General features: G+C 53.9%; 17 protein-coding genes and 1 pseudogene. 3 read left to right on the top strand and 15 right to left on the bottom strand.

Annotated elements, in window-relative coordinates; all coding sequences use genetic code 11:
- Positions 1-112: 112 nt before the first annotated feature.
- The 6 genes from WMW72_RS20585 to WMW72_RS20560 all read right to left on the bottom strand — a co-directional run bounded on the left by WMW72_RS20585 (position 113) and on the right by WMW72_RS20560 (position 8,308).
- Positions 113-1,264 (bottom strand): response regulator, encoded by a 1,152-nt coding sequence (locus WMW72_RS20585; protein WP_341417437.1) that lies wholly within the window; start codon positions 1,262-1,264, stop codon positions 113-115.
- Entirely contained in the window at positions 1,239-3,068 is a 1,830-nt protein-coding gene (locus WMW72_RS20580) for a sensor histidine kinase (protein ID WP_341417436.1), read from the bottom strand. The genes WMW72_RS20585 and WMW72_RS20580 overlap by 26 nt, the downstream gene beginning before the upstream one ends.
- A 363-nt stretch (positions 3,069-3,431) precedes the next feature.
- The gene (locus WMW72_RS20575; RefSeq protein WP_341417435.1) at positions 3,432-4,052 is read right to left on the bottom strand and encodes a hypothetical protein; all 621 of its coding nucleotides are present in this window, start codon (positions 4,050-4,052) and stop codon (positions 3,432-3,434) included.
- A 218-nt stretch (positions 4,053-4,270) separates the two neighbouring features.
- The gene (locus tag WMW72_RS20570) at positions 4,271-5,635 is read right to left on the bottom strand and encodes a HAMP domain-containing sensor histidine kinase (protein WP_341417434.1); all 1,365 of its coding nucleotides are present in this window, start codon (positions 5,633-5,635) and stop codon (positions 4,271-4,273) included.
- Positions 5,632-6,306, bottom strand: coding sequence for a response regulator transcription factor (locus tag WMW72_RS20565; protein ID WP_341417433.1), 675 nt, complete (start codon positions 6,304-6,306; stop codon positions 5,632-5,634). The genes WMW72_RS20570 and WMW72_RS20565 overlap by 4 nt, the downstream gene beginning before the upstream one ends.
- A gap of 58 nt (positions 6,307-6,364) precedes the next feature.
- A complete protein-coding gene (locus WMW72_RS20560; RefSeq protein WP_341417432.1) occupies positions 6,365-8,308 on the bottom strand; it encodes a serine hydrolase domain-containing protein in 1,944 nt (647 codons plus the stop codon).
- 378 nt (positions 8,309-8,686) lie between these two features.
- Here WMW72_RS20560 and WMW72_RS20555 point away from each other — a divergent pair.
- Positions 8,687-9,129 (top strand): annotated as a pseudogene (locus WMW72_RS20555) (YdeI/OmpD-associated family protein); the annotation flags it as partial.
- A gap of 47 nt (positions 9,130-9,176) precedes the next feature.
- Here WMW72_RS20555 and WMW72_RS20550 read toward each other — a convergent pair.
- The 7 genes from WMW72_RS20550 to WMW72_RS20520 form a co-directional block, all read right to left on the bottom strand.
- Entirely contained in the window at positions 9,177-11,543 is a 2,367-nt protein-coding gene (locus WMW72_RS20550; RefSeq protein ID WP_341417431.1) for a glycoside hydrolase family 95 protein, read from the bottom strand.
- Between the two features lie 86 nt (positions 11,544-11,629).
- Entirely contained in the window at positions 11,630-13,438 is a 1,809-nt protein-coding gene (locus WMW72_RS20545; protein ID WP_341417430.1) for an alpha-1,3-galactosidase-related protein, read from the bottom strand.
- Between the two features lie 94 nt (positions 13,439-13,532).
- Positions 13,533-15,176, bottom strand: a complete 1,644-nt coding sequence (locus tag WMW72_RS20540; protein ID WP_341417429.1) for a type 2 periplasmic-binding domain-containing protein — start codon at positions 15,174-15,176, stop codon at positions 13,533-13,535.
- 79 nt (positions 15,177-15,255) lie between these two features.
- Positions 15,256-16,188 (bottom strand): carbohydrate ABC transporter permease, encoded by a 933-nt coding sequence (locus tag WMW72_RS20535; RefSeq protein ID WP_341417428.1) that lies wholly within the window; start codon positions 16,186-16,188, stop codon positions 15,256-15,258.
- Entirely contained in the window at positions 16,188-17,096 is a 909-nt protein-coding gene (locus tag WMW72_RS20530; RefSeq protein ID WP_341417427.1) for an ABC transporter permease, read from the bottom strand. The genes WMW72_RS20535 and WMW72_RS20530 overlap by 1 nt, the downstream gene beginning before the upstream one ends.
- Before the next feature lie 182 nt (positions 17,097-17,278).
- Complete coding sequence (locus tag WMW72_RS20525; protein ID WP_341417426.1) at positions 17,279-18,706, bottom strand: response regulator transcription factor; 1,428 nt, start codon at positions 18,704-18,706, stop codon at positions 17,279-17,281.
- Positions 18,693-20,471, bottom strand: coding sequence for a sensor histidine kinase (locus WMW72_RS20520; RefSeq protein ID WP_341417425.1), 1,779 nt, complete (start codon positions 20,469-20,471; stop codon positions 18,693-18,695). The genes WMW72_RS20525 and WMW72_RS20520 overlap by 14 nt, the downstream gene beginning before the upstream one ends.
- Before the next feature lie 635 nt (positions 20,472-21,106).
- On the opposite strand from WMW72_RS20520, the gene WMW72_RS20515 reads away from it, so the two are divergent.
- Both WMW72_RS20515 and WMW72_RS20510 read left to right on the top strand, forming a co-directional pair.
- On the top strand, positions 21,107-21,688 hold the full coding sequence (locus WMW72_RS20515; RefSeq protein WP_341417424.1) for a TetR/AcrR family transcriptional regulator: 582 nt from the start codon (positions 21,107-21,109) through the stop codon (positions 21,686-21,688).
- A gap of 162 nt (positions 21,689-21,850) precedes the next feature.
- Positions 21,851-22,891 (top strand): NADH:flavin oxidoreductase, encoded by a 1,041-nt coding sequence (locus tag WMW72_RS20510; RefSeq protein ID WP_341417423.1) that lies wholly within the window; start codon positions 21,851-21,853, stop codon positions 22,889-22,891.
- Positions 22,892-22,914: 23 nt separating this feature from the next.
- Here WMW72_RS20510 and WMW72_RS35630 read toward each other — a convergent pair whose 3' ends face one another.
- A complete protein-coding gene (locus WMW72_RS35630; protein WP_423227573.1) occupies positions 22,915-23,103 on the bottom strand; it encodes an immunoglobulin-like domain-containing protein in 189 nt (62 codons plus the stop codon).
- Between the two features lie 73 nt (positions 23,104-23,176).
- Complete coding sequence (locus tag WMW72_RS20505) at positions 23,177-24,022, bottom strand: transposase (RefSeq protein WP_341417422.1); 846 nt, start codon at positions 24,020-24,022, stop codon at positions 23,177-23,179.
- Between the last annotated feature and the right edge of the window lie 20 nt (positions 24,023-24,042).

The raw sequence follows: 24,042 nt of genomic DNA, 5'->3' as shown, positions 1-24,042 counted from the left end.
CTAACGTAAGTCTACAGAGGCCCACTGAAAGAATAATGAAAAGAACGGTCCCACATAGACAAAAACCGCGAAGCATCAAGCTTTCGCGGTTTTTGTCGACGGATGGAAATATTTATTTTTTGTTAGATAACCGGCTGACCAGCAAATCGTAATGCTGGATCAGCTCCTCGGACGGGCGGATGCCCAGTTCCCGGCCGAGCAGCCGGACATACCCGGTATACAGAGCGGTTAATCCTTTCTTGTCCCCGTTCATCTCCCGGATCGTCATGAGCAGGCGAATCACCGATTCGTCCAGCGGATTGCGCTCGTTCAGCTTAAGCAGCAGCTTGGAGGCATGGGCCGTATTCCGCAGCGAGATCAGCACCTCGGCCAGCCGCTTGACGAAGGCCGCATATAATTCCGCGTAGCGCTCCGTTTCGTGAATAGCCCACACATAGGCCTTGTCCCCGAACAGATCACCGGTATACAACCGCTCGATGTGGAGCGCCTGCTCCACATTTCGATAGTCCATGACTTGTAGCTTCTCCGCTTGCTGTTCGAATTCCAAATAATCGATCGCCGGATCTTTCAATTCCAGCGCGTAGCCATCGTTCTCCGAACGCACCGCTTCACGCAGACCCAGCGGTTCCAACGATTTGCGCAGCTGATACACGGTTGTATTCAGATAGCTTTCTGCGCCTCCCTGGTGCATCCCTCCGAAAATATCCGTGACCAGCCGGGAACGGGGAATGCGTTTGCCCCGGTACAACAGCAGATACGCGAACAGCTCCGCGCACTTCCGCGAGATCCACTTAACGCGCCCCGCTTCACTGCTCACCGCCACGTCGCCGAGCATCGTAAGGATGATCTTGGGAGAATCTGTGGAAGCCGGAGCCGATAACGATGGCGATTGGCGGCTCACGCGCTGGTTCGTCATCGCACGATGGACGGTCCGCTGCAGCCGCTCCTGGGACACGGGCTTGACCAGATAATCCAGCACAGACAGCTCATACGCTTCCAGCGCAAACTCCTTGTGCGACGTGACGAAGACAATCTGCAGCGGCGAGTCCGCGTCTTCCATCCGGGCGGCGAACTCCATGCCGCTTCCACCCGGCATCGAGATGTCGACGAAGGCCAGCCCGATATCCGTATGCTCGCTGAGAAAGGAGGCTGCCGACTTCGTATCCGTAAAAGCACCCGCAACATGAATGCCGGGCAGCTTATCCAGCATTTTACGCAAAATCAAATGCATCGTAGGTTCATCGTCCACCAAGATAACCTTCATCCATCTGTTCCTCCAATCCGCCGTTCTCCGGCGCGTCCCGCTCACCTGCCGAGACCGGCAAGCTGAAGGAGAAGATCGTTCCCGTCCCCGGCTCGCTCTCGAACCAAAGGCTTCCTCCATGGATACGGACAAACTCGCGGGTCAGCGCCAGTCCGAATCTCGTATCCCCCGACTCCTCAGCGGCCACCATGACCTTCAAGAACGGCTCCTCCAGACGAAGCAATTCGGAGGTCTGTTCATCGATCCCCGCTCCATTGTCGCGAACAGACACGATGATCCGCTCGCCCTCCAGCACAGCCCCGATCTCGATAGCTCCGCCAATGCCGGTAAACTTAATCGCGTTGGAAAGCAGATTCCGCAGGATCAGATCGAGCATCTCTTTATCCGCTCTGACCATGAACCGCTCGTCGATGCTCTCCGTCATGCGAATCTGCTTCATGCCCGCCTTGATGCCGGACAGCAATAGAGCCTGGCGGACCACCTGCTGCAAATTCCAGCCCAGCGGGCGAAACACAACCTTCCCCTTCTGGCTGCGGTACCAGTCCAGCAAATTCTCCACGAGGTGGAAGGTGCTCTGCACCTGTCCCTTAAGCTCCCGTACCAATTCCGCATGCTCGAAGTCGGCGGCCGCCAGCTCGTCGCCCAGCAGCTCGGTCAAGCTGACGAGCAGCGCGATCGGATCGCGAATATCGTGCGCGACAACCGTGAACAGCTTGTCCTTGAACGCGTTAAGCTCGGACAACTGGCGGGCGTTCTCACGCAGCCGGGCCTCGCTTTCCTTCAGCTCTGTAATATCGTTGAACATCAGCATCCGGCCGATCAGCACCTCACCCGAATCATAGATCGGCGATAAGCTGCAGTTGTAGTACTTGTTCCGCCCCGCCTGCATCCGGTGGAACGGGAACCGCTCGTCTCCACCGCTTGCGGCGCGGATGCGTGCCAGCAGCTCAGGACTCTCCACCAGTATCCTCTCCATTTCGACGGGATAGCGGACTGTCCGGCCAAGCTCCGGCAGCACCTCTTGGGCCGCCCGGTTATAACTGACGATCCGATCCTCGTAATCCAGCAGAACCACGCCTTCACGGATCGTCTCGAATACCTTGGCCATCGCCAGCGGCGTGAGGCGGAGCAGGTTAAAGCGGAGAATGCCCCAGACATAGGCGACTCCCGAGACGGCGAAGCCAAACGGCGTCAGATCTACGGTAAGTCCGGTCCAGAAGAACAAGTTGCAGAACATAGGGGCCAGCGCGCCCAGCAGAAGGACGACGATTTGCTTGCGCACATGGGGCAAAGCCCGCCAGTACATCGGGATGAACAGCAGAATCCCGCACAGCAGTACGGAATAATTGTAAAGCGTGTGGATCTTATACCAAAGTCCCTTGACCGTTGTATACAGAGGAAGCGTGCCTTGTGTGTTCAAGTCATAGCGCTCATAGACGAGATGATGCCAGTCATTGGTCAGGTGGAAGCCGAAGACGGCTATGGGGATCACAAACAGAGCGGCAGCTAGACGCTTGCGGTAACGGGCCGCCGTCCCGGTGAACTGCACGACCTGGAAGAACCAGAGCGTCGTGACGAAGGGGATGCCCAGGTATTGAATCCGAAGCGACAGCTTCACCTCGCTCAGATTCCGGCTGAGCACCTCGAGTCCGTAGCCGAACGCATAGAAGGCGGCTGCCAGCATGATTAGAATCATCGTCTTGGCCACCGGCAGATGGCGTTTCCGGTAAGATAGATAAGCGACGAACAGCATAAGCGCCGTTGCTATAAAAAGCGTTCCCGCCATCCATTGTCGAGTGTCCACTCTGACGCCCCCCCTTGTACCCAGGACTATCGAACCCCGGGACCCGGGACCCCCTTCGACAATTCTCTGCGTTGATAAAGGTAGGATAACATCTTCGCTTAGCCCTGTCGACGGATGGATTTCGGACCCATTACGGACAGACAGTACCCACCTTGATCACCGCTTCTCCGAGTCGAATGTGAGAATGCCGGCGCCCCCGAACAGCGCCTGAACGTTCGCGATCCGCTGCAGCTGTCCCCCAGACAAGCGGAGTCCGCCCTCTCTGATCATCGTCTTGAAGCCTGATGAAGCTATCTAAGACGAATAAAAGCGCGGGATTCGGCTCCCGCGCCGGGCTTTCTCTCCTGCTTCTAGAATCAAGCCTTATCTCATACGGTCCAATACGACCGGAGGTCTAGTCGCCTTTTTTTCCAACAGATTTGTTGTCTCCACCAAAGCCTCATTCCGTTTAGTCATTAAGCTTTGCAACCTGAGCATATCCATCTGCAGAGCATTATTTATGGCGTCGACTTTGCTGAGCATTTGCTGATGAAGGGTATCCAGATCCCCCTTCACTTTCAACGAAGCAACGATATTTGCTTGACTTAATGCCGTCGTCAGCTCGGCTGAAGCCGAGATCTTATCCGTGGACTTCGCATCCGGCGAAATCTTGGCCAGTTCAGCTTTGATCACAGCCAGCACCGCATTCTGCTTGGCTAATTCCTCGGTTTTCAGCTTGACCGCATTCAGTTGATCGTTAAATTGGTTGTCCATCAAAGCAGCCCGATTCGACTGTACCAGCAGCATTGCCGTTTCGATATCCATGCTGGAGAGACTCTGGGGCGTTATGCCCGGATTGCTTCCGATGGCATTTTGCGTCGCTCCCTGATCCAGCACCTCCCGGATCGAATGGTACACCGTATCGTTGTACATCAGCGCCGATCCGCCTATGATCCCCAGTACAAACATGCCGGCTAAAGGCAAGACCCTCTTCTTCACGTTCATTCGACATCTCCCTGTCCTCAAGTAGTCAATCCCATGGTTTCCTGATGAGGTCATTGTAGCACCGTCCAATGAAAGAATAATGAAAACAATCAGCCTTCTACGCAGAAAAACCGCGCAGCATCAAGCTATCGCGGTTTCTCCAAACGCTGAACAAATTTTTTCGAATGCCGGCTGACCGCCTTTCGATTCTGAGCGTTTTGGCCTCATGGCAGAGCGGATTAGCCTTGACCTGGCCGGAGGGGAAGATGAACCGACACGGTCGTCCCTTGGCCTACCTCGCTTTTTATAGCTACCCTCCCCTGGTGAAGGGTGATGATTTTCTTCACGATAGCAAGCCCCAGGCCGTTCCCGCCGAGCTTGCGGTTTCGCGAACGGTCCGTCTTGTAGAACCGCTCGAACACATGATGAAGATGCTCCGGGGCGATTCCAATCCCGGAATCGGTGATCGTGAAGCAAATCTCAGCAGCCGAATGGATCAATCGGATATCGATCAGCCCGCCCTCCGGCGTAAACTTGATGCTGTTGCCGAGCAGATTCATCCATACCTGGCTCAGCAGATCCCGGTCAGCCGTGATCATGACGGCGTCCTCCAGCTCCAGCTCGATGCGGATACCCTTCGCCGACCACTGGGGCTCGCAGGTGACGACGACTTGCCGGATTTGCTCATCGAGACTGTACGTAACGGGCTCGAACGGATGTTGCTCCGAATCCAGGGAAGCGAGCTTGAGCAGATGATCGCTCAGTCTGGAGAGCCGCTCACTCTCCGTAAGAATAATATCCAGATAATAATCCCGGTCGTCCTCCGCTACCAGCTTGTTATTCTTCATAGCCAGGGCGAACCCGGAGATGGACGTTAGCGGAGTTTGAATTTCGTGAGAGACATTCGAGACGAAGTCCTGACGCATCTGCTCGAGCTGCTTCAGCTCGCTCGCCATTTCATTGAAGCTTTGAGTCAAGGCACCGACTTCATCGGCTCGCTTGGTCTTGATCTCCACATTGAAATCACCCTTCGCCAATCGCTTGGTCGCTTGTGTCAAGACCTGAAGAGGCTTCACCAGGTACCGGGCTGCTGCGAGAATGCATACACTTCCGATCAACAGGCCGAGCAGCAGCACGATCAGCATCATCCGGTTCAGGATATTTTCGTTCTGCGGGGAATATTGCATGAACATCGCATGCGGCCGCCCGTCGAAGGCAAAGGGCAAGCCGACGAATGTTTGGTCCACATCCGCGGGAGAGCGGTAAACTTGTCCCTGCAGCACCTGCTGGACGGCCTCCGGCGTGATTGGAGCCATTCGGGATTGGTTCAGATCATAGAACGTGGCATGGCCCGAAGCATCATACATATGAATCGGGTGAGCCGATACGTTCACCATACTCTGGATGAACCCCTTCCAGTCCTCGGGCCGGGTTTGCTCATAGAGACGGATAATCTCCTCGCCAACAGCAATCATATCATTCTGTCCGATACGGTTGATTTCTTTCTTGAATAGCGAAAGTCCGATAAAGAAAGCCGACAATAGGCTGAAGATAATGACAGCCAGAAACGTCCAGATGACGCGAACATATAAGGTCTTGATCATGGAATCACTAAGCGGTACCCGAGACTGCGGGCTGTTTCAATCTGAAAATGCTCCGTATCTCCGGCAAACCTCTCCCTCAGCCGCTTGATATGCACATCGACGGTCCGGTCGAGGCCCTCGTAGTTCATCCCCCAGATCTGCGAGATCAACTGCTCGCGGGTAAAGATTTGCCCGGGATGGTTAGCCAGCTTGAAGAGCAGCTCGAACTCCTTTAGCGGCAGCGTAAACATCTCGTCTCCCCTTATCACCTGATAATTGCGGCGATTCAGTACGATTCCACCCAGTTGCACGGTCTGCGAAGAGACGATCATATAGCGCTTCAGTAACGCCTTGACCCTAAGTACGAGCTCCAGCGGATTGAACGGCTTGGTCAAGTAATCGTCTGTCCCAAGCTGGAACCCTTTTACCCGATGTCCCGCCTCACCTTGGACCGTAACCATCAGCAGAGGAATGTCAGCATGGACGCGCCGGATTTCCTTGCATAATTCCCAGCCATCCATCACCGGCATCATGATATCCAGGATCACCAGATCGATTCGGGAGTTTTCGATGATAGCAAGAGCTTCCTCGCCGTCTCCCGCTTCTACGATCTCGAAGCCTTCATTCCGCAGGAATAAAGTGATTAGCTCACGGATATGCGCATCGTCATCCGCGATCAGGATTTTGGCCATAAGCATGCAGTCCTCCCTGCTCTATCGTTGTTCCTCTGTCCATCGGCGGATGATGGCTTTAGCCAAACTGCCAGCCTAACAAGTTCCAGTGATAGAAGAATACACTCATCACGACCGCCGCCAGCGCCACCAGGGTGAAATGCACACGCTTCAGTACACTCCAGTAGTTGTTTTTCCAAGCGATCACCATGGTAGCCAGCATCGCCAAAGTCAGTCCTACGAGTAGGATGGGCATGAACAGGTAAAGGTTGAGCGCGGTCGTAATCCGGCTAAGCCTATCCACCAGCCCCATGTTCAAAACCACGGTAAACGTCCCGGCCATAGTTAGCAGTGCCCAGGCGGCCGTAGCCGCCGACAACCGGACAGCCCGTCTCTGAGCCTTCGGCATCGCCTTGATCTGGCGCCTGCGATACGCGACTCCCAGCAATACGGTAAGGAATAGAAAAGCCGAGATCCCCAGCAGTGGAAACCAGAACATCGTCTGGTTGATGAGCGGCCTGCGTTCGAGCGGCTCCGACGAAAGAAAGTCGATAAACAAATGCGTGACTTCGCCCGATGCATCCGTGCGGAAGGCGATCTGGTGCGTGCCCCCGACCTCCTGAAATATATCCGGTCCGATCGGAGCGAATACTTGCTGCTCGACACCGCTCCCCATGGTCAGATGGTTATCTGAGGTAGCCTCCACATTCATCTGGGCCATGAAGCTGTAGAACTTATCGATCTTGCTATGATTGCTGCGCACAAATTGATAGGCTCCCGCATATTTCTGCACGTTGTTCTTAAGCTCATCGGATACAGGAGACAGCTTAGTCTCCTGGGCCGGATAATATCGGTCGAAAAACACGCCGGTCAATGCGTTCGCCGCACCTCCGCTTTCTCCGCCGCTGTACGATATGAACATGCCGAGTTGCTTGTCAGGCACTAGATACAGCTCCGTATTAAATAGCGGGTCGGCGCCGCCATGGGAGATCACGCGCAGCCCATTCATGTGCAGCTCGTAGAAGCCAAGCGCCATGCCGGGTAAACGTTCATGGAACTTAAAGGCAGGAGCATGCATCAATTGGGCGGTTTCCTGCTTGAGAATCCGCTGGTTGCCGTACTGCCCGTCCTGCAGATGGGCGATCATGAAATGAGCCATATCCACCGCCGATACAGACGCCGATCCGGCTGGCCGAAAGCCTCCCTCGAACGTGGGCGGCTGGGTGGCGAAGCGGCCGTTCTCCCTGGCATAGCCCAGCACTTCATAACGCTTCAGCGCTGCCGGGACGGGCTCATGGGTTGTCGCATATTTCATGTTTAGCGGATCAAAGATATTCTTCTGAATATAGTCATTATACTCAAGGCCGCTTACCTCCTCGACGATCAGTCCCGCCAAGGCCGTCCCGTAGTTGGAATAAGACATCATCTCGCCCGGAGGACGAACCCGCTCCGGCATATGCTTGGCCAGCGTCCCCGAGATCGATACCGGCAGCTTCGCCGGGTCGGTAGTAATTTGATAACCGACGCCCCCCTCCTCGAACCCGGCGGTATGGGTCATCAGATGATGCACCGTCACAGGCTGCGGATAGGTGGCCGGTATCTTCACGGTCTTGAGATACGTATTCACATCGGCATCCAGGTCGATCTTGCCCTGCTCGACCAACTGCATCACAGCGGTCCAGGTAAACAGCTTCGTCGTCGAAGCAATCCGAAACAGGCTAGTCTCCGGGTCGACGGGCTTGCTCTCTTCCATATTGGCTTGCCCAAAGCCCTTGGCCAGCAAGATCTTGCCATCCTTGACGATGGAGATGACAGCACCCGGGATCTTGAAGCTGTCCATATGCACATTCATGATGCCGTCGATGAATGCGGCGAGCCCGGCTGTGTCATTCAGATCCGCAGCCGCTTCCCTTCCTTTATCCAATGGGGCTGCCGACACTGACGCCTGCGCTCCCAGCCAACTCGTCCCCGCCATTGCGACCACTAGCGCCAATACTAATGTCGGGCAAGATATCTTTCTCATCCAAGATAACATAATCAACCTCCGGCGTTCACTCTATTTTGATAGCTCCGTCATGACTTTCGTGGGATAGCATACCAAAAAAGTGTGAACGCAGAGTGAACCTGACCGGCATGGCAAAAGCTGTCCTGACAGAGCTTCTGAGTGTTGCCCTATGATCCGCATCGCCATCTGCATGGCATCTTTACCCGGTGTATCCTTAATTGAACATACTTATACATGCTTACATTTCCCATGGTCCAAGCATCTATATGCATATTCTGCCTGCGTCTTACCAAGCATCAAACAAGAACCGCAAGCTGTACAATCCCCCAAAAAGCAATGGAATTGAATCTATAAGATACAGAGAGGACAAACTAATCAGGCAAGTAGAGTTGAAACCATGAAAACATCGTGCTCATCCAGGGGTTTAAAGAATACTGTGCGATTCTATTTATGAAAGGTGCTTTGTTACAAGATCCCCATGGCATTCTGATCCAACAAACCGAGAATGTTCAGGCGGCGCGGCAGATTCGGTTCACCCAGATTCAAGAAATCATGGAGATGGAATACGTCTTGAAATCGTATATTCATCAAGCCACAGAGGTTGAAAGAACCGGCTTGGAGGTCAATTTTAAAAAGAACACCGAATATGCCATTCCTGAAGAACTTCAACATAAATTCGATGAAAACCCTGCCTTGAAAACAGCCTTTGAAGCCTTAACGCCTGACGGCAAAGAGCGTATCTGCTTTATTTCTCCGCACCCAAGCAATCCAAAACTCGAGAATCCAGGGTTGACAAATATGTACAGCAAATTCTGAGCGGGAAAGGATTAAACGATTGACTTACCTAGGAAAAGCCACCTGTCGGCAGGTGGCCTTTCCTCGCTTGCTATTGCTCTAATGTCAAGATATACCGCTTCCCTGCTTCCGCCAGGAACGTCAACACGCCAGACTCTAACTGCTCTGTAGGAATGGAAACATCCCCTAGGCGTACTTGCATAGCTGATCCCCCGCGAATTTTGCAGAGCCCCCCATGCAGAGAGGAAATCTCCGCTTGCACCAGCTTATTCGCTTCCCACTGGATATCGACTTCGAACCCTCCGCGCGCCCGCAGACCTCGGATCGAGCCCCGGGCCCAGGCGTCCGGCAGCGCCGGTAGCAGCTCCAGAACCCCTTGATGCGACTGCAGCAGCAGTTCGGCGATACCGGCTGTGGCGGCGAAGTTGCCGTCAATCTGGAACGGAGGATGCGCATCGAATAAATTCGCATACACCCCACCTTTATTCTCCTGGGCCTCATCCGGCTTGACCAGCTGCAGCAAATTCGAGATCAGCTGCAGCGCCCGGTCTCCTTCCCGGAATCTCGCCCATAGCGATACCTTCCAGCCCAGGCTCCAGCCCGTTCCTCCGTCGCCGCGCCGCTCCAGCGATTGCCGGGCCGCTTGATAGAACTCGGGCGTCGACTCGGCCGTCAACTGCCGCCCTGGGTAAACGCCGAACAGATGCGAGACATGACGGTGATGGACATCCTCGTCTTCGAAGTCCCGGAACCATTCCTGCAGATGTCCGTGCACGCCGATCTGTATCGGATACAGGCGCTTGCGGGCCAGGATCAGCTCGTCGCGGAAAGCTTCATCTGTGTCCAGTGTGAAGGAGGCCTCGATGCAATTGGTGAATAAATCCCAGATGAGCGCCATATCCATCGTCGACGCGACGCTCACGGCGCTCTTCCCTCCTTGAGTGTGAAATTTATGCTCGGGTGAGGTCGATGGCGATGTGACGAGGTACCCAGCCTCGTCTTCGATAAGCCAATCCAAATAAAACAGAGCTGATTGCTTCATAAGCGGATAGGCCTTGTCCCGCAGATACGTCATATCGAGGCCGAACGCATAGTGCTCCCATAGATGCTGCGCCAGCCAAGCCCCGCCCATCGGCCATAGCGCCCATACCGGATCGCCTCCGACCGGGGCCGTATGCCCCCAAATATCGCTGTTATGATGGGCCGTCCAGCCGCGTGCTCCATAATTGTCGAGGGCTGTTTGCTCCCCGCTGACCGACAGGCGCTCGATCAGTGCCAACAGCGGGGCATGGCATTCCGCCAGGTTGCATGATTCCGCAGGCCAATAATTCATCTCGGTATTGATATTCAGCGTCCAGTTGCTGCTCCACGGTGGACGCGTCTCGTTGTTCCAGATGCCCTGCAGGTTGGCGGGCTGCGTACCGGGACGGGAGGACGCGATCATCAGATAGCGGCCGTAATCGAAGATCAGCTTAACCAGCCCCGGGTCGCTGGCGCCGTATACGGCAACCCGCTGATCAGTAGGGAGGTCCTCCGGCGCCAGGGACTTCCCCAGATCCAGCCGGACCCGGTTGAACAGGCGCTGGTAATCCTCGATATGGCGCTGCCGGATCTCTTCGTAAGAAAGCTTCAAGGCTGCTTCTAGATGGCGCTTGGCCAAAGCTGACGGATCTTGCCCTGTCGCGTCCGCCTGATAATCGGCTGTCAGGTGGAAGCTGGTAGCTGCGCTGAAGTACAGCGTCGCGCTGGTCGCACCGAGAATATGGAGTCCGCTGGCATCCGCTCGCAGCGTCCCCTCCTCCAGTACCGCCGCAAGCCGGCCTTCGAAACGGATCGCCGGCGTGGTCTCAAGCGGACCGTAGACGATAGGCTGATCGCTCACGTGGTATTTGGGATCGACATGCTCGGGAGCGACGCCGCGAAGCACCAGATCTGGCCCGTCGGCAGACGTCTCATACCTAAGCAGACTGTCCAGCCTGGCGTGAAAGCTCAGCATCCCGCGATGGCTGGCCTGCAGCCGGATGACGAGGACCTGATCCGGATGCGAAATGAAGACCTCGCGCGTGTACGTCACCTCGCCGATCCGGTAATCGACCTGACAAACACTCTCGGTCAGGTCCAGCCTGCGTGTATAGTGCTGCGTCATATCTCCGTGGTCAAACTTCAGATGCAGTGAGCCCAGCGGCAGATAAGATTGCGTATTGGGCCCGAGCATGCTTCGGCTGAGCTGGTCGGCTTCCAGGAAGCGCTCCTCCGCCAAGAGGCGACGGACCTTCGGCAGCACCTCCTGGGCCCTCGGATTGTTCCAATCCAGCGGCGGTCCCGACCATAGCGTATCTTCGTTGAGCTGCAGCAGCTCCTGCTCAACGCCTCCGAAGACCATCGCGCCGAGGCGTCCGTTGCCCAGCGGCAAGGCCTCCGTCCATGCCTTGGACGGCTTCTTGTAGCTTAGTAACATATCCTTCATCTCCTTGTCGAATCGCCGAAGCTTATTCCTTCGGGCTCAGCTTGGGCCCAGCCCAGCTTAACTAAGCTTAGCTTAGCCTAGTTACCTGGCAGCTGCAGCCCCTCTCCCTCGGCCACAGCGACCTCTTCGCTCGGCATCCTCTCCAGCTTGATTCGCTTCATAGCCGCTCCCTCTGTCCAGCTATTGTCCTCGATCGTTACCTGGGTGCAAGCCTCCAGCTGTATGACGGAGTCCTGTTGTTCCAACTGCTTTCCCTGCTGCGCGGCCTGCACAGGCAGCTCCACTTCATTGCGAACAAACTGCAAATCTCGCGTGCTCTTGGCCGCCAGTACGGGAAGCTCGCTCAGCACAAACCGATTGCTTTCCACCCGAATCTGCCGGTGGACAGGCTGATCGGCACTAACCACCGTATTCTCGGGCTCGATGCGGATCACCGGGGCTCCGCAGCGGATAAACCGGTTGCCGGAGATGGTCACATCCTCCACCCGGCCGGATTCATACCAACTCTCCGCATCCCCCGCAATCAGCACACCGCTCATCCTCATGCCTTCGAAATCGTTGTTCTCGATCAAGACCTTCTTCCTCGTCGTCGCCAGCACCCCACGCGTCGGGATGCGCAAGAAGCGATTGCCCCGCACCTCAACCTCCGCGATCCACGTCACGTTCTCCACAACATCATCTGCTCTAATGCCGTCCGGTACATCGTCCTGCAGCGTCAGCAGCAGCTCTCGCGGGCTGCGGAATTCCGAAGCCATGACCGTGCCGCTGCCATAACCAATGAGCGATATCCCGCGCACGAACTCGATGCGATCTCCCGGGTAGAAGCTTTGGAAGCCATACGTCTGATGATGCATATACCGGACGAGAAGCTGGCGGTGACCGGGCTGGCCCACGATCCTCAGATACGTACCGTGCACATTGATCACATCGTCGTGTGCGCCTTCGAAGTACGAATTCGTCACCGTGATCTTCCCGCGGCAGCCGGACATATGCACGAAGTCGGCGAACGCTGCGCAGGTGCGTCCGCTCTCTTCGCAGGGAGCCAGACGCAGTCCGTCCAGCAGCACATCCTCGCTAAGCTGGCCTACGATACCGAGGCCATGCATGTAGTGCACGCGCAAGCCGGTCATCACGACGTTGCGGCTCCGGTTAATAAAGACGCCGACCTGATCGCGAATCCCGTCCCGCATCTGATAGACTCGGCCGATCTGCGTATCCGGCACACGGTCATAATACAGCCGCAACCGGTCAGAGCCGCCTGTCGTGCCCGCCAATGGCTCGACCCGCGAAGCCTCGGTAACCGGATTGTCCACACGCCAGGTCGTATTCGTTTCCGGGTCATACTGCTGCGCAGGCCCATCTGTGTAGCTCCAGCCCTCCCCGACCCAGTTCAGCTTGCCATTGTCCAGCGAGTACCACGAATCTGGATGAACGCATACGTCCAAATAGTCACCGCCCACCGCTTCCACCGTGAACTCCGACATCGTCGGCCGTTCGAAGTCGGTGCTAAAATTACGCAGGATCACATCCTCGCATCCGTCCAGCACGATCATCGTCATCTTGCCGTGAAAGACAAACCGAGATCCTTGGCCGTCCACGGTCAGCCCCCGGACATCTTGCAGCCAGAGGCCGATCGTCTTCTTCACATCCGGATTCTCCACTTCCGACGCCGTGTTGGAGATGTAGTACGGGAACTTAGAGGCTTGCTCAGGATAAAAGTCGTAGCGGCCTGTCGGAAACTCCAGTACGACGGGGCCTGACGCGGCTTGAACCGCCAGGATCGCCCGCTGAACCGCCGGCCCGGCATCCTGCCCGGAGCCGGGTACGGCTCCATAATCCGTCACGCGGATCACCGCAGGTGCCGGTGTACTTTCCATATGAGACATGGTCATCAGGTTCACGCTTCCCTTCGTCTTGAAGTTGAAACAAGGAAAAGTTCTGCACCTCTACCGATGCAGAACTTGTTCCCGGTGCTTGCTGTTACTTGTTCAGCTTGGCCATCTCGGCAGTAACTTCCGTAATCGCCTGCTGCAGGCCCTTGCTGTCGTAGCCCTTGAGTGTGTCATGCCACATCTTCACTGGATCATCCTTGCCCAGGATCACCTTGATGAAATCATCATCGAAGTTGATCGTCGACAGCTTATCCTTGGCCTTCGAAGACATCGTGAAGAGTTCGAAGGCTGTAGGGATCGGCTTAGCATTAGTCATCTGCCATTTCAGCTCATTCTGGATGAATTGAACGGTGCTGTCGCCGAATGCCGCACGGTTAGCCGGGCTGTCCTCGATGACGCTCGCATTTCTCCAGAAGGCCATCTGCGAGATAATATCCATGGACGGATACTTCTTCTTCAGGTCGATGTATTGACCGCTTGGGTCCTTCTCGCGAGTAACGGTGATCTTGTCGCCGTCCTTCGTGAAGTCCTTGCCAGCGATGCCGTAGTCGAATAGCTCCTTGCCTTGCGGCGAAAGCAGCCAGTCATAGATGCGCAGGATGCGGTCCAATTTCTTGTCGTCGACATCCGCGTTGATCATCGTCTCAGACCACCATGGCGTGTTGACGTTCCGGTACACGGTACCGCCTGCATCCGGCCACAGGTGGATGATTTTCACAAAGTCATAGAAGTTTTTACCCGGATTGTTTTTCTCCCACTCCGCCTTGACGCCGGTCGCACCGGTTACGCCGTCCACCTTGAAGGCGAAGGCTCCCGCTTTGTTCTGATAGAACTTCTGGTTGGCTTCGCCAGCCTTCTGTACGGCGAAGTCCGGATCAAGCGCGCGCTCCGCATACAGGCTGCGGGCCTGGGTGACAACCTCGTCCATCTTCTTGGAAGCAAAGAAAGGAATCCACTTGCCGTCTTCCTTCAGCCAGCCGCGGTTGCCGAACTCAGGGAAGGTCGGCACGAAGACGGACTTGAAGTAACCAAGCGTATTCATGACGATACCCGTCGTATCGTTCTTGCCGTTGCCATCAGGGTCTTTCTCCGTAAACGCTTTCAGCATGTCTTTAAATTCATTGAAGTTTTTAGGATCTTGAATCCCCAGCTTCTCCATCCAGTCCTTACGTACGAAGATCGCGCGGTCCACCGCCCAAACACTCTGCATGTCGCTGACCGGGAAGGTCATCCGCGGCAACGCATACAGCTTGCCGTTACGGGCAATCCCCTGCACCCCTTCGACCTTCGTAATTTGCTGAACATTGGGATACTGGCTCAGGTTATCCGGCAGCGGGCGAATCAGCTTCTGATTGACCCACTCGTTATACGTAGCCGGGCTGTCCGTGGTCATACTGTGGGTGATGATGTCCGGCAGTTGACCCGACGCGGCCCAGACCTGAGACTTTTCCTTGTAGTTGTCCCAGCCGATATCCATCGGCTTGAATGTCACGTTGAAGTCCTTCTCGATTTTTTGCAGGACTTCGTCGCGTTTTTCAAACCCTACGCCAATCCCCCACCATGAGACGGAAATATCCATATGCTCCTTGAACGAGCCGTCCCCCGCAGCCGTCTCCGGCGCAGCGCCGGAGGGCTTCGTTTCCGTGGACGTTCCCGATTGACAAGCGGTTAACAGCGTGGTGAGCATGACCGCGCTCATCGAGGCGGCGCCGATCCATTTGGCCTTCTTCATCTTTTTGTCTTCCCCCTTAATAAGGTACGTGAATGATTACGTTTTATAATAAAAGCATGAGCTGCTTTTACTACCTAGCCTAACCTTTGATCGAGCCAATCATGACGCCCTTGGTGAAATACTTCTGCAAGAATGGATACAGGCAGATGATCGGCAGCGCGCTGACCACCAGAACCGCCATCTTGAGCATCTCCGGATGCACATTGGATTTGTCCGAGATGACAATGCTTACACTAATATTGGTAAGCAGCTGCTGGTAATTCGTCAGAACCTCGCGCAGCAGAGCCTGCAAAGGCAGCAAGTTCACGTTGGTCATAAACAAGACGCCATACCACCATTCATTCCAGCGGTCTACGGCATAGAAGAGCGCGATGGTTGCGATCATCGGCTTGGCCACCGGCAGCATAATATGATAGAGCACTTGCATGTCGTTAGCTCCGTCAATCGTGGCCGATTCCTCCAAAGCTGCAGGCAGCGTCCGGAAGAAGGAAATACAGATAATCATATAGAACGTATTGACGGCTACGGGAAGAACCATGACCAGCAGATTGTTGACCAAGCCGAAGTTCTTCATCGTCAGGTACAGCGGAATGAGTCCGCCGTTGAAAAACAGCGTGAAGATAATAGCTGACATGACCCACTTGAGCCCGGGGATGCCCTTCTTGGATAACACATAGGCTCCCGTTACGGTGACAAACATATTCACCGCTGTACCGACAACCGTCACGAACAGCGTCACTTGGAACGCTTTCAAGAAGCGCGGTTCACTGAAAATATACTTGTAAGCCGAGAAATCGAAGTTTGTAGGGACCAAATACACGACTTGCTTGGAAATCGCGGTCGCATCGCTGAAAGACATCAGAATGACGTTGTAGAAAGGAAAGATCATGCAGATCGTCAGCAGAATAAGAACCGCGTGAATGAGCACATCTGCAAGATTGGCTTTCCCACGGCGCTTGGCCTTGGACTCGACCGCAGTGGCCGCTTGCTGTTGTTGTACCGGTGCATCCATTACAGCAGCCCCTCCCCGCCGAGTCGTTTGACCATATAGTTAGCCGTGTACAGAAGGACAAAGTTAATGACCGCCTTGAACAATCCGACCGCCGTGGTCACTCCGAAGCTGAGTCCGCCTCCGAATGAGGAACGGTAGACATACGTATCGATAATATCGCCGGTCTTGTAGACGCCCGGGTTGTACAGGTTGAAGATCTGCTCGAAGCCGCCGTTCATCGCATTGCCCACCGCCAGGATCAGCAGGATCGCCGCTGTACCGCGAATCGAAGGCCAGGTGACCGCGAGCAGCTGCTGAAAGCGATTAGCACCATCGACGTAAGCGGCTTCATACAGCTCCGGGTTAATCCCGGCGATCGCCGCCAAATAAATAATGGCGCTCCAGCCGATTTCCTTCCACATGTTCGACAGGAACAGGATGGGTCTGAATAACTCCGCATCCGTCAGGAATGCATATTTCTCAAAGCCGAGGAAAGCTATCAGTTGGTTCAGTACGCCCGACTCGCCCAGGAAGTTCAGCATAATTCCGCTGATGATAACCCAGGAGATGAAATGCGGAAACGTATAGACCGTCTGGTAGAAGCGCTTAAACTTCTCGCGAGTCACCTCGTTGATCATCAGAGCAAGAATGATCGCCGCCGGAAATTCAATGACGATCCGGCCTACGCTGATGATGATCGTATTCGTAAACGCTTGCCAAAAATCGCTCTGTTCCATAAGCACCCGGAAGTTGTCCAATCCCACCCACGGGCTGTTCAAAATACCGGCCTTGATATGAAATTCCTTAAAAGCCAACAAGATCCCGTACATCGGGAAATATTGAAAAAATAAATAATAAAGCACTGTAGGAAGGAGCAACAAGTACAAATACCTTCGTTTATAGATTTCCTTGCCTAATGACGTTCCCATGTAAATCCTCCTCGTAAGCGCTACCACTGAGTCTATATTTATTATCCATGACAGACGGCTTTGGGAGTATGCACGAGATTTATACGTTTGATTTAAAAATAGTCCATTTCAGAACTTGAAAGATGACGCTTTCAAGATTCTAAAAATAATCCATACGACATCTAAAATCAGTCTATTTCATTTCAAGAAAGCGGTTCCACTCGATATTGAGTCGGTGTTTTGCCAGTCATTTTCTTAAATAAGCGCGTAAAGTAAAAATAGTCATGGTATCCGATCTTCTCCGCAATATCGTGAACGGAGGCGTCGGTATCCTTCAGCAGCTCGCAGGCATATTGAATCCGCAGCTTGGACACATACATGGTGAACGTCTCCCCGACCTCCTTCTTGAACAATTGGCTGATATAACTCGGGTTCATATAAAACTGCTCCGACAGTCCTTGCAGGGACAAGTCCTGCTGAAAATTTGACGTGACAAATTGCAGAATGGCATTGAACGTCTGGTTCTTTGTTTCGGGCGAAGCCGTATGGGCCTGCTTCAAATACCGTTCCGTCAGCTGCTTCAGCTCGCCCAGCATCAAGAAGACGTGATGGAAAGTCTGCGCCAGCTGCTCGTAGCTGTACAGCGTATTCTCCGTCTGTCCCAGATCAAACAGGAAGGAAATCGTCATGTTATACACCTGGAACGCATGCCGGATAGACAGCGACGCTTCCCGGAATAAGTCCTCGATGCGCTCGAAGATCAGCTTGGCCGCCGCGAGCTCCCGGTCGCGCACTGCGTCGCTCAGTTCTCGGAGCAGCTGGCTTAATTCGCCGTCCTTGAAGCAATGCTTGCCGTATACACCCGACTTCGAGGTAATAAAATACTGGTAGGCCAGATTATCTGCACTGGACACCGCGCGTCCGAGCTCCGTCAGCTCGGTCAACGTCTCGCTGATGCCGATCCCCATCACGCCCGCAGGCTGCTCCAGCTCCCAGCGCTTGCGCAAGGCTGCTGCCTGCTTGTCGCTCAGCAGATAGGCGGTCTTGGACGTGCCGGTCTTGGCTCTCATCGCCGGCTGGCCGATGCCGGGCAGCTCGCCCGAGCCGATCGCTACAACGCACACGATCCCGTCGCCGGGCGCCTGAATGACGCCATGACGGAGCAGCTCCTGCTCGAGCCTAGCCCGGTTGCCTCCGCTGGGGTCCTCGATCAGATGAGCGAGCGCAGTGGAGTCACCCGCGGGCTTGCCCGCCTGCAACAGCTTACCGAGCCTCAGCAGCACGCTCGAAATCTCGATCTCGTCAAACGGCTTCAAGCAGTAAGCCACAGCCCCGTAATTCAGAGCCTTCTGCACATAAGCGAACTCGGCATAGCCGCTAACGACGACGCAATGAAGGGGGAACGGCAGCGCCCTCGCCCGCTGCAGCAGTTCCAGCCCGTTCATCTCAGGCATGCGGATATCCGTGAAGACGACATCCGGCCGAATCCGCTCGATGGCTTCCATCGCCTCGACACCGCTGTAGGCTTGCCCCGCCACCTCGAAGCCGTATTGCCCCCAGTCCATCAAATCCTTCAGGCTCTCGACAACCCAGCTTTCATCATCCACCAGCAGCACTTTATGCATGGTCATCCCTCTTCTCTCCAATGGTCATTCGAATATGCGTCCCCTCGCCCGGACGGCTGTCTATCTGTAGGCCGCATTCATCTCCGTACATGATCTTGATCCGGTTGCTTACGTTCACTAGGCCGATGCTGCGCTCATCCTCCGCATGAATGCCGATCGAAGAAGGCGCTGCCAGCAGGGCCTGAATCTCCTTAAGCCGCCCCGGCTCCATCCCTATCCCGTTATCCTGCACGGTCAGCACTAGTCTCCCCTCTTCATCGACGGATCCCTCCATCCAGAGATCTCCCTTTCTGAGCGTCGGCTCGAAGCCATGGAACACCGCATTCTCTACAATCGGCTGCAGGATCATCCGAGGCACCGCATAGGCGAGCGCTTCTTCCGTGAACTGGTAGTGCACGGTAAACCGATCACCGAAGCGAATCTGCTGAATACTCACGTAAGCTTCGATCATCCGAATCTCCTGCGCCAACGGAACGATATTATTCCCCTTGATGCTGTATCTGAAAATACTGGACAGCGAACGGGTCATCGTCTTGATCTTGCTCTGTCCCTCCATCGCGGCGATGCCTGTGATCGCTTCCAGCGTATTGTACAGGAAGTGCGGATGAATCTGGCTGCGCAGGAAGGCCAGCTCGGACTTTTTCTTCTCCAGCTCGATATGGTACAAGCGGGAGTTCGTTTCGATCAGCCGCTGCGTCAACTGATCGATTTCATCGAGCATGCTGTTGAATTCTGCGGCCATCATGCTGATCTCCAAGTAGCCTTGCAGCGAAACCCTTCGCTTGAGCTTGAGCAAATCTCCCCGTTTCACGATCGTCATGAAGAACATTAATTTCCGCAAAGGCAGCAGGATGTTATTGATGATGAACATAAAGGGAACGGCCAGAATCAGCAGGCATAAGCCTAGGATAACGATCTCCTGCTTCTGAATCGTCCATAAGTCCTTAAGCAGCTCATTCTTCGGCACCATACTAACGATGCTGCCGCTAATTTCCGGCAATGGCTCGGTCTGGACGACGTACTGCTTGTTATCCCAATCCACCAGCTTGCCGTCGGTCAAGGAGTTATCCAATTGAAGGCCTTGCAGCTCGGTGCCTACCTCCGCTTGCGAATTGTGGGACACCACCTTGTGTTCCCGGTCCAGCAGGTAGATCTGGGTGCTCGACTGCTTGGAAGGAAATCCTTTGTCCCCGACCAGCGCCTTGGGATCGATAATAAAGAATAGCGTCCCCACATTCGTGTTGAACAGCTCGCCCTGCCTCAAGTAATAGATCGTCGTAGCAAAAACCAGGCTTTCCCCAAGTCCGTTCTGGCTTGCAAAGGGGACCCGGCCCGCATAATACGAATTCGTCTTGGGGGGAAGCGCTTTCCTTAGCTCGGAGACATATCGGTTGCCGCCGCTCAGGTCAATCCATGCTCCGTCATTGCCGGATAAGACGATATCCATAATCCCGTCCTTGAGCTCCCGCTGGCTGGACAGGTAATTGTTCAGCTTCTTGAACAGCTCGTATTTGTACACATTATCCTTCTCAACCAGATACGTCTGCACATCCTCGCTATAGGAGATGCTCTGCATCAGCCGGTTGATGACATCCTTGTTGGAGGCCACATTTTTCTGAATCTCGGTAACGGTCTGCTTGATGTACTGCTCATGATTCTGGGTGATCATCCCGGACATCATCGAGTACGAATGCAGGATAATAATGAGAATCACAACGATCGTCGATGTCGCCAGCACCAGCAACTGCGACCGGATCGATAATCTGCGCAAGAAAGCCATAGCGTCATTCCTTTCTGGGGCCTGGGCAGTTTTGGGGTCCGCCTGTAGGTTCTTACATATTAGCATGAAGTCCACTGAGCGAACATAGGCCAAAAAAAGACTCTGATAGGAACGGAGTCCGTGGCTCGGAATACGAATTTCGCACCATTCTTGAACATAATTTTTTTGTTTTTTGTAAAAATCTATTTTATACGAGAACCTTCGTAAAACCCAGATCATCTATTCAGCCTTTCTTTTGCATGGAAAGTTTTCACTTTTTCCAATGTCATTAGTTATTGTGGTGCCGGATCCTTATAAGAAAAGAGACATTTACAGCTCAAGCTGTGCAATAGATTGTTCAGCATTCGGTATGGCTCTCTCTGCAAGTAGTGGAATATTTATGCCCTGAGCTCTCACTACTTGAACATTTTCAATTCCAATAAATCGTAGATAATAGATTTTGCTCTATAGTTACGGTTAAAGATCGAAAAATAGTTTATTGGAGAGACTATATGGATTCACTTGCTGTTATGCAGTTGAGCAGCAACTAGTAACGAGATCAAGATGATCAAGCAGTAATGGGAGACTAATATGAGGATTTGCCCAAATTTTTTGACTTCATGGTCAAGAAGTGCTATCATGATTCCATGAGCAGACCAAGAGAATTCGATATCAATCGTGCCCTGCACCAGTCTATGGAGATGTTCTGGGCCAAGGGCTTCAAGTCCACTTCGTTTGAGGATCTGACCCGCACAACACAGGTAAAAAAACAAAGCTTGTATGGCGTGTTCGAAGACAAGCGAACCTTGTTTTTGAAAGCTCTGACGCGGTATCGCGAACAGAGCATCACCGCCCTGGAAGAACGGGTCTCCCGGGAGTCGTCTCCGCTCGACAAGCTGGAGGCCATACGCACTATTCCGCTGCTGGCCTATGACGAAACAATGTGCAACGGATGCTTCGCAGTCAATTCCGCACTGGAATTCGGCACCGATGACGAAGCGGTAACCCGCGAGGTGGAGATGATGTTCGCCCAGTTCGAACAATTACTTGAGCAGACCATCCGCAGCGGCCAAGAGCAGCAGTTGATAACGACCCGCTTTTCGAGCACTGAGCTCGCGGCATGTCTCAACAATGCTATTCTCGGCGCCAACATCTTGGCGAAGTCGGGTGCATCTCGTGAGAAGATCGACAGCGTCTTACGTACGGCTTTTGCCGTGATCGCTCCCTAATTTTTTTTCGAAGTTTTTGACTTCATAGTCAATAATGGAATCATTAAGGTAAAAAATGGATGTGATAAGTGAGATGAAGGAGGTGGTATTTAGGGATTATAAGTAAGTATAAAACGAAAATCCGTACTCAACATAAACTCACAAATTTTGGAGGTTATTGATATGACTCATACTCAATCTGTACAATCCTTGTTTAAACCATTCACCGCTGGAACTTTGAAGCTCTCTAATCGTGTTGTGATGGCACCGATGACCCGGCAATTTTCCCCGGATGGAGTTCCTGGGGCCAATGTGGCCGCCTATTACCGCCGCAGAGCCGAGAACGGGGTCGGTCTGATCGTGACAGAAGGAACCGTGATTGATCACGCGGATGCGTCTAATCAAGCCAACGTTCCACACATCTACGGCGAAGCCGCACTTGAGGGTTGGGCCAACGTTGTGACTGAAGTGCACGCTGCAGACGGACGGATCATCCCGCAGATCTGGCATATGGGAGCGCGCGGCAATGTGAATGATTACTCCGAAGCCGAGATCGGCTCTATCGTCGAAGCCTTTGCACAAGCTGCAGCCAATGCCAAGCGGATTGGATTTGACGGCATCGAGCTACACGGTGCGCATGGCTATTTAATCGACCAATTTTTCTGGGAGAAAACCAACTCGCGCACTGACAAGTATGGCGGCGATATGCTGAAGCGCGCCCGCTTCGCTGTGGAGGTCATCGAAGCTTGCCGACGTGCGGTCGGACCGGACTTCCCTATTGTGCTGCGTTTCTCGCAATGGAAGGGCAGTGATTATGCAGCCAAGCTGGCTACCACCCCGGAACAGCTGGAGCAGTTCCTTGCGCCGCTGGTCGCTGCAGGAGTCGATATCTTCCACGCCTCCACTCGCCGCTTCTGGGAGCCTGAATTCGAAGGCTCCGACCTGAACCTCGCCGGATGGACGAAAAAATTGACCGGGAAACCGACGATTACGGTGGGATCGGTCGGTCTTGACGGTGATTTTACGAGCCTCTTTGCCGAAGGCAAGGGAGCCGATAATGCTCAAATCGACGGGATCTTCGACAGACTCGAACGTGAAGAGTTTGATCTGGTCGCCATCGGCCGGGCCTTGTTAATTGATCCGGCTTGGGCCAACAAAATCCGCGACGGCCGGGCATCGGAATTGATCCCCTTTACGCCTGAGGCCTTGAAGACCCTGCATTAAAGTAAGAGTTATTCGGAAAAGCCTTAGCGATCGTTAATGGCGTGAGGGCTACTAGGAGCATGCACAGCCCCTGCAGGAGACAAGACTGCAGGGCTGCTGCTTGCCCAAGAGAGGGTTCTGCCATTGGCGCCGGTAGTCGGCAGGGCTTCATCCGGTCTAACGTGAGCCGCGGAATCTGCAGAAGCGTATCCGACTTGTAAAGAATCGATCATAGGCCCTTCCGGGGGTCTGTCAAATCTTTTGTGTAAACTCATTTAAAGACTTCTCCCCGAGGGGAGAAAAAATTCACCTCAGATGCTGGCCGATGCGATCTGGAAAGAAGACTGACAGCTGGAGAAGCATTTGCCCCCAGTTTTGGACCCGGCCGGTCCACTTTCGAGTGACGTCCATCGTGGCCAAATAGAGCATTTTCAAGAGAGCTTCGTCCGTCGGGAAGATGCTCTTTCCTTTGGTTACCTTTCTAAGTTGACGATGGTAGCTTTCAATGATGTTGGTTGTGTAAATGAGTTTGCGGATCTCTGGCGGATACTTAAAAAAAGTAGCCAGTTCATCCCAGTTGTTGCGCCAAGAGCGAAGAATGAGTGGGTACTTCGTTCCCCAGGCCTCCTCGAATCGATCAAGTTCCACGAGAGCCATTTCTTCCGATGCAGCTTTGTAGATGGGCTTCAGATCAGCCGTTACCTTTTTCAAATCCTTGTTCGTTACGTTGGAAATGAGGGTTGGCGAAACCTCGATGCCATACAGGTTTTCTAAATGATCCTGAATATCTCTCGTGCTAACTCCCTTAGCGTACAAGGCAATAATTTGATCTTCAATGCCCGTTACATTCGACTGATGCTTCTTGACGACTAGAGCTTCAAACTCACCTTGGCGATCTCTCGGAACCATGATTTCTTGCTCTCCGTACTCACTGGTTACGCGTTTCTTGCTCTTCCCATTGCGGCTGTTGGACGTCTGTTTGTTCTCTACTTCATGTTTTTGGTAGCCCAGATGCGTATCCATTTCCGCTTCCAGCATTTCCTGAATTGTCTCTGCAAATAGATTCTTCAGTGCGTTTTGAGCATCTTGAGCTGTGACCAACTTATTTTCCTTAATAAATTCGCGGAGTTGCTGCTTAGTCCATAATCCCATGTGTTCTCCCCAACCTTTCT

It is taken from the genome of Paenibacillus filicis, assembly GCF_038070315.1.
Lineage (GTDB): Bacteria > Bacillota > Bacilli > Paenibacillales > NBRC-103111 > Paenibacillus_G > Paenibacillus_G filicis.
Note: the sequence above shows the minus strand (reverse complement) of the source record. Positions and strands in the feature narration are given on the sequence as shown.

Coding starts and splice junctions, on each gene's coding strand:
- WMW72_RS20560 (WP_341417432.1), bottom strand. CDS start 8,308: ATGAGAAAGATATCTTGCCCGACATTAGTATTGGCGCTAGTGGTCGCA.
- WMW72_RS20505 (WP_341417422.1), bottom strand. CDS start 24,022: ATGGGATTATGGACTAAGCAGCAACTCCGCGAATTTATTAAGGAAAAT.
- WMW72_RS20530 (WP_341417427.1), bottom strand. CDS start 17,096: ATGGGAACGTCATTAGGCAAGGAAATCTATAAACGAAGGTATTTGTAC.
- WMW72_RS20535 (WP_341417428.1), bottom strand. CDS start 16,188: ATGGATGCACCGGTACAACAACAGCAAGCGGCCACTGCGGTCGAGTCC.
- WMW72_RS20525 (WP_341417426.1), bottom strand. CDS start 18,706: ATGACCATGCATAAAGTGCTGCTGGTGGATGATGAAAGCTGGGTTGTC.
- WMW72_RS20575 (WP_341417435.1), bottom strand. CDS start 4,052: ATGAACGTGAAGAAGAGGGTCTTGCCTTTAGCCGGCATGTTTGTACTG.
- WMW72_RS20540 (WP_341417429.1), bottom strand. CDS start 15,176: ATGAAGAAGGCCAAATGGATCGGCGCCGCCTCGATGAGCGCGGTCATG.
- WMW72_RS20545 (WP_341417430.1), bottom strand. CDS start 13,438: ATGTCTCATATGGAAAGTACACCGGCACCTGCGGTGATCCGCGTGACG.
- WMW72_RS35630 (WP_423227573.1), bottom strand. CDS start 23,103: ATGATCGATTCTTTACAAGTCGGATACGCTTCTGCAGATTCCGCGGCT.
- WMW72_RS20565 (WP_341417433.1), bottom strand. CDS start 6,306: ATGGCCAAAATCCTGATCGCGGATGACGATGCGCATATCCGTGAGCTA.
- WMW72_RS20510 (WP_341417423.1), top strand. CDS start 21,851: ATGACTCATACTCAATCTGTACAATCCTTGTTTAAACCATTCACCGCT.
- WMW72_RS20515 (WP_341417424.1), top strand. CDS start 21,107: ATGAGCAGACCAAGAGAATTCGATATCAATCGTGCCCTGCACCAGTCT.
- WMW72_RS20550 (WP_341417431.1), bottom strand. CDS start 11,543: ATGTTACTAAGCTACAAGAAGCCGTCCAAGGCATGGACGGAGGCCTTG.
- WMW72_RS20570 (WP_341417434.1), bottom strand. CDS start 5,635: ATGATCAAGACCTTATATGTTCGCGTCATCTGGACGTTTCTGGCTGTC.
- WMW72_RS20585 (WP_341417437.1), bottom strand. CDS start 1,264: ATGAAGGTTATCTTGGTGGACGATGAACCTACGATGCATTTGATTTTG.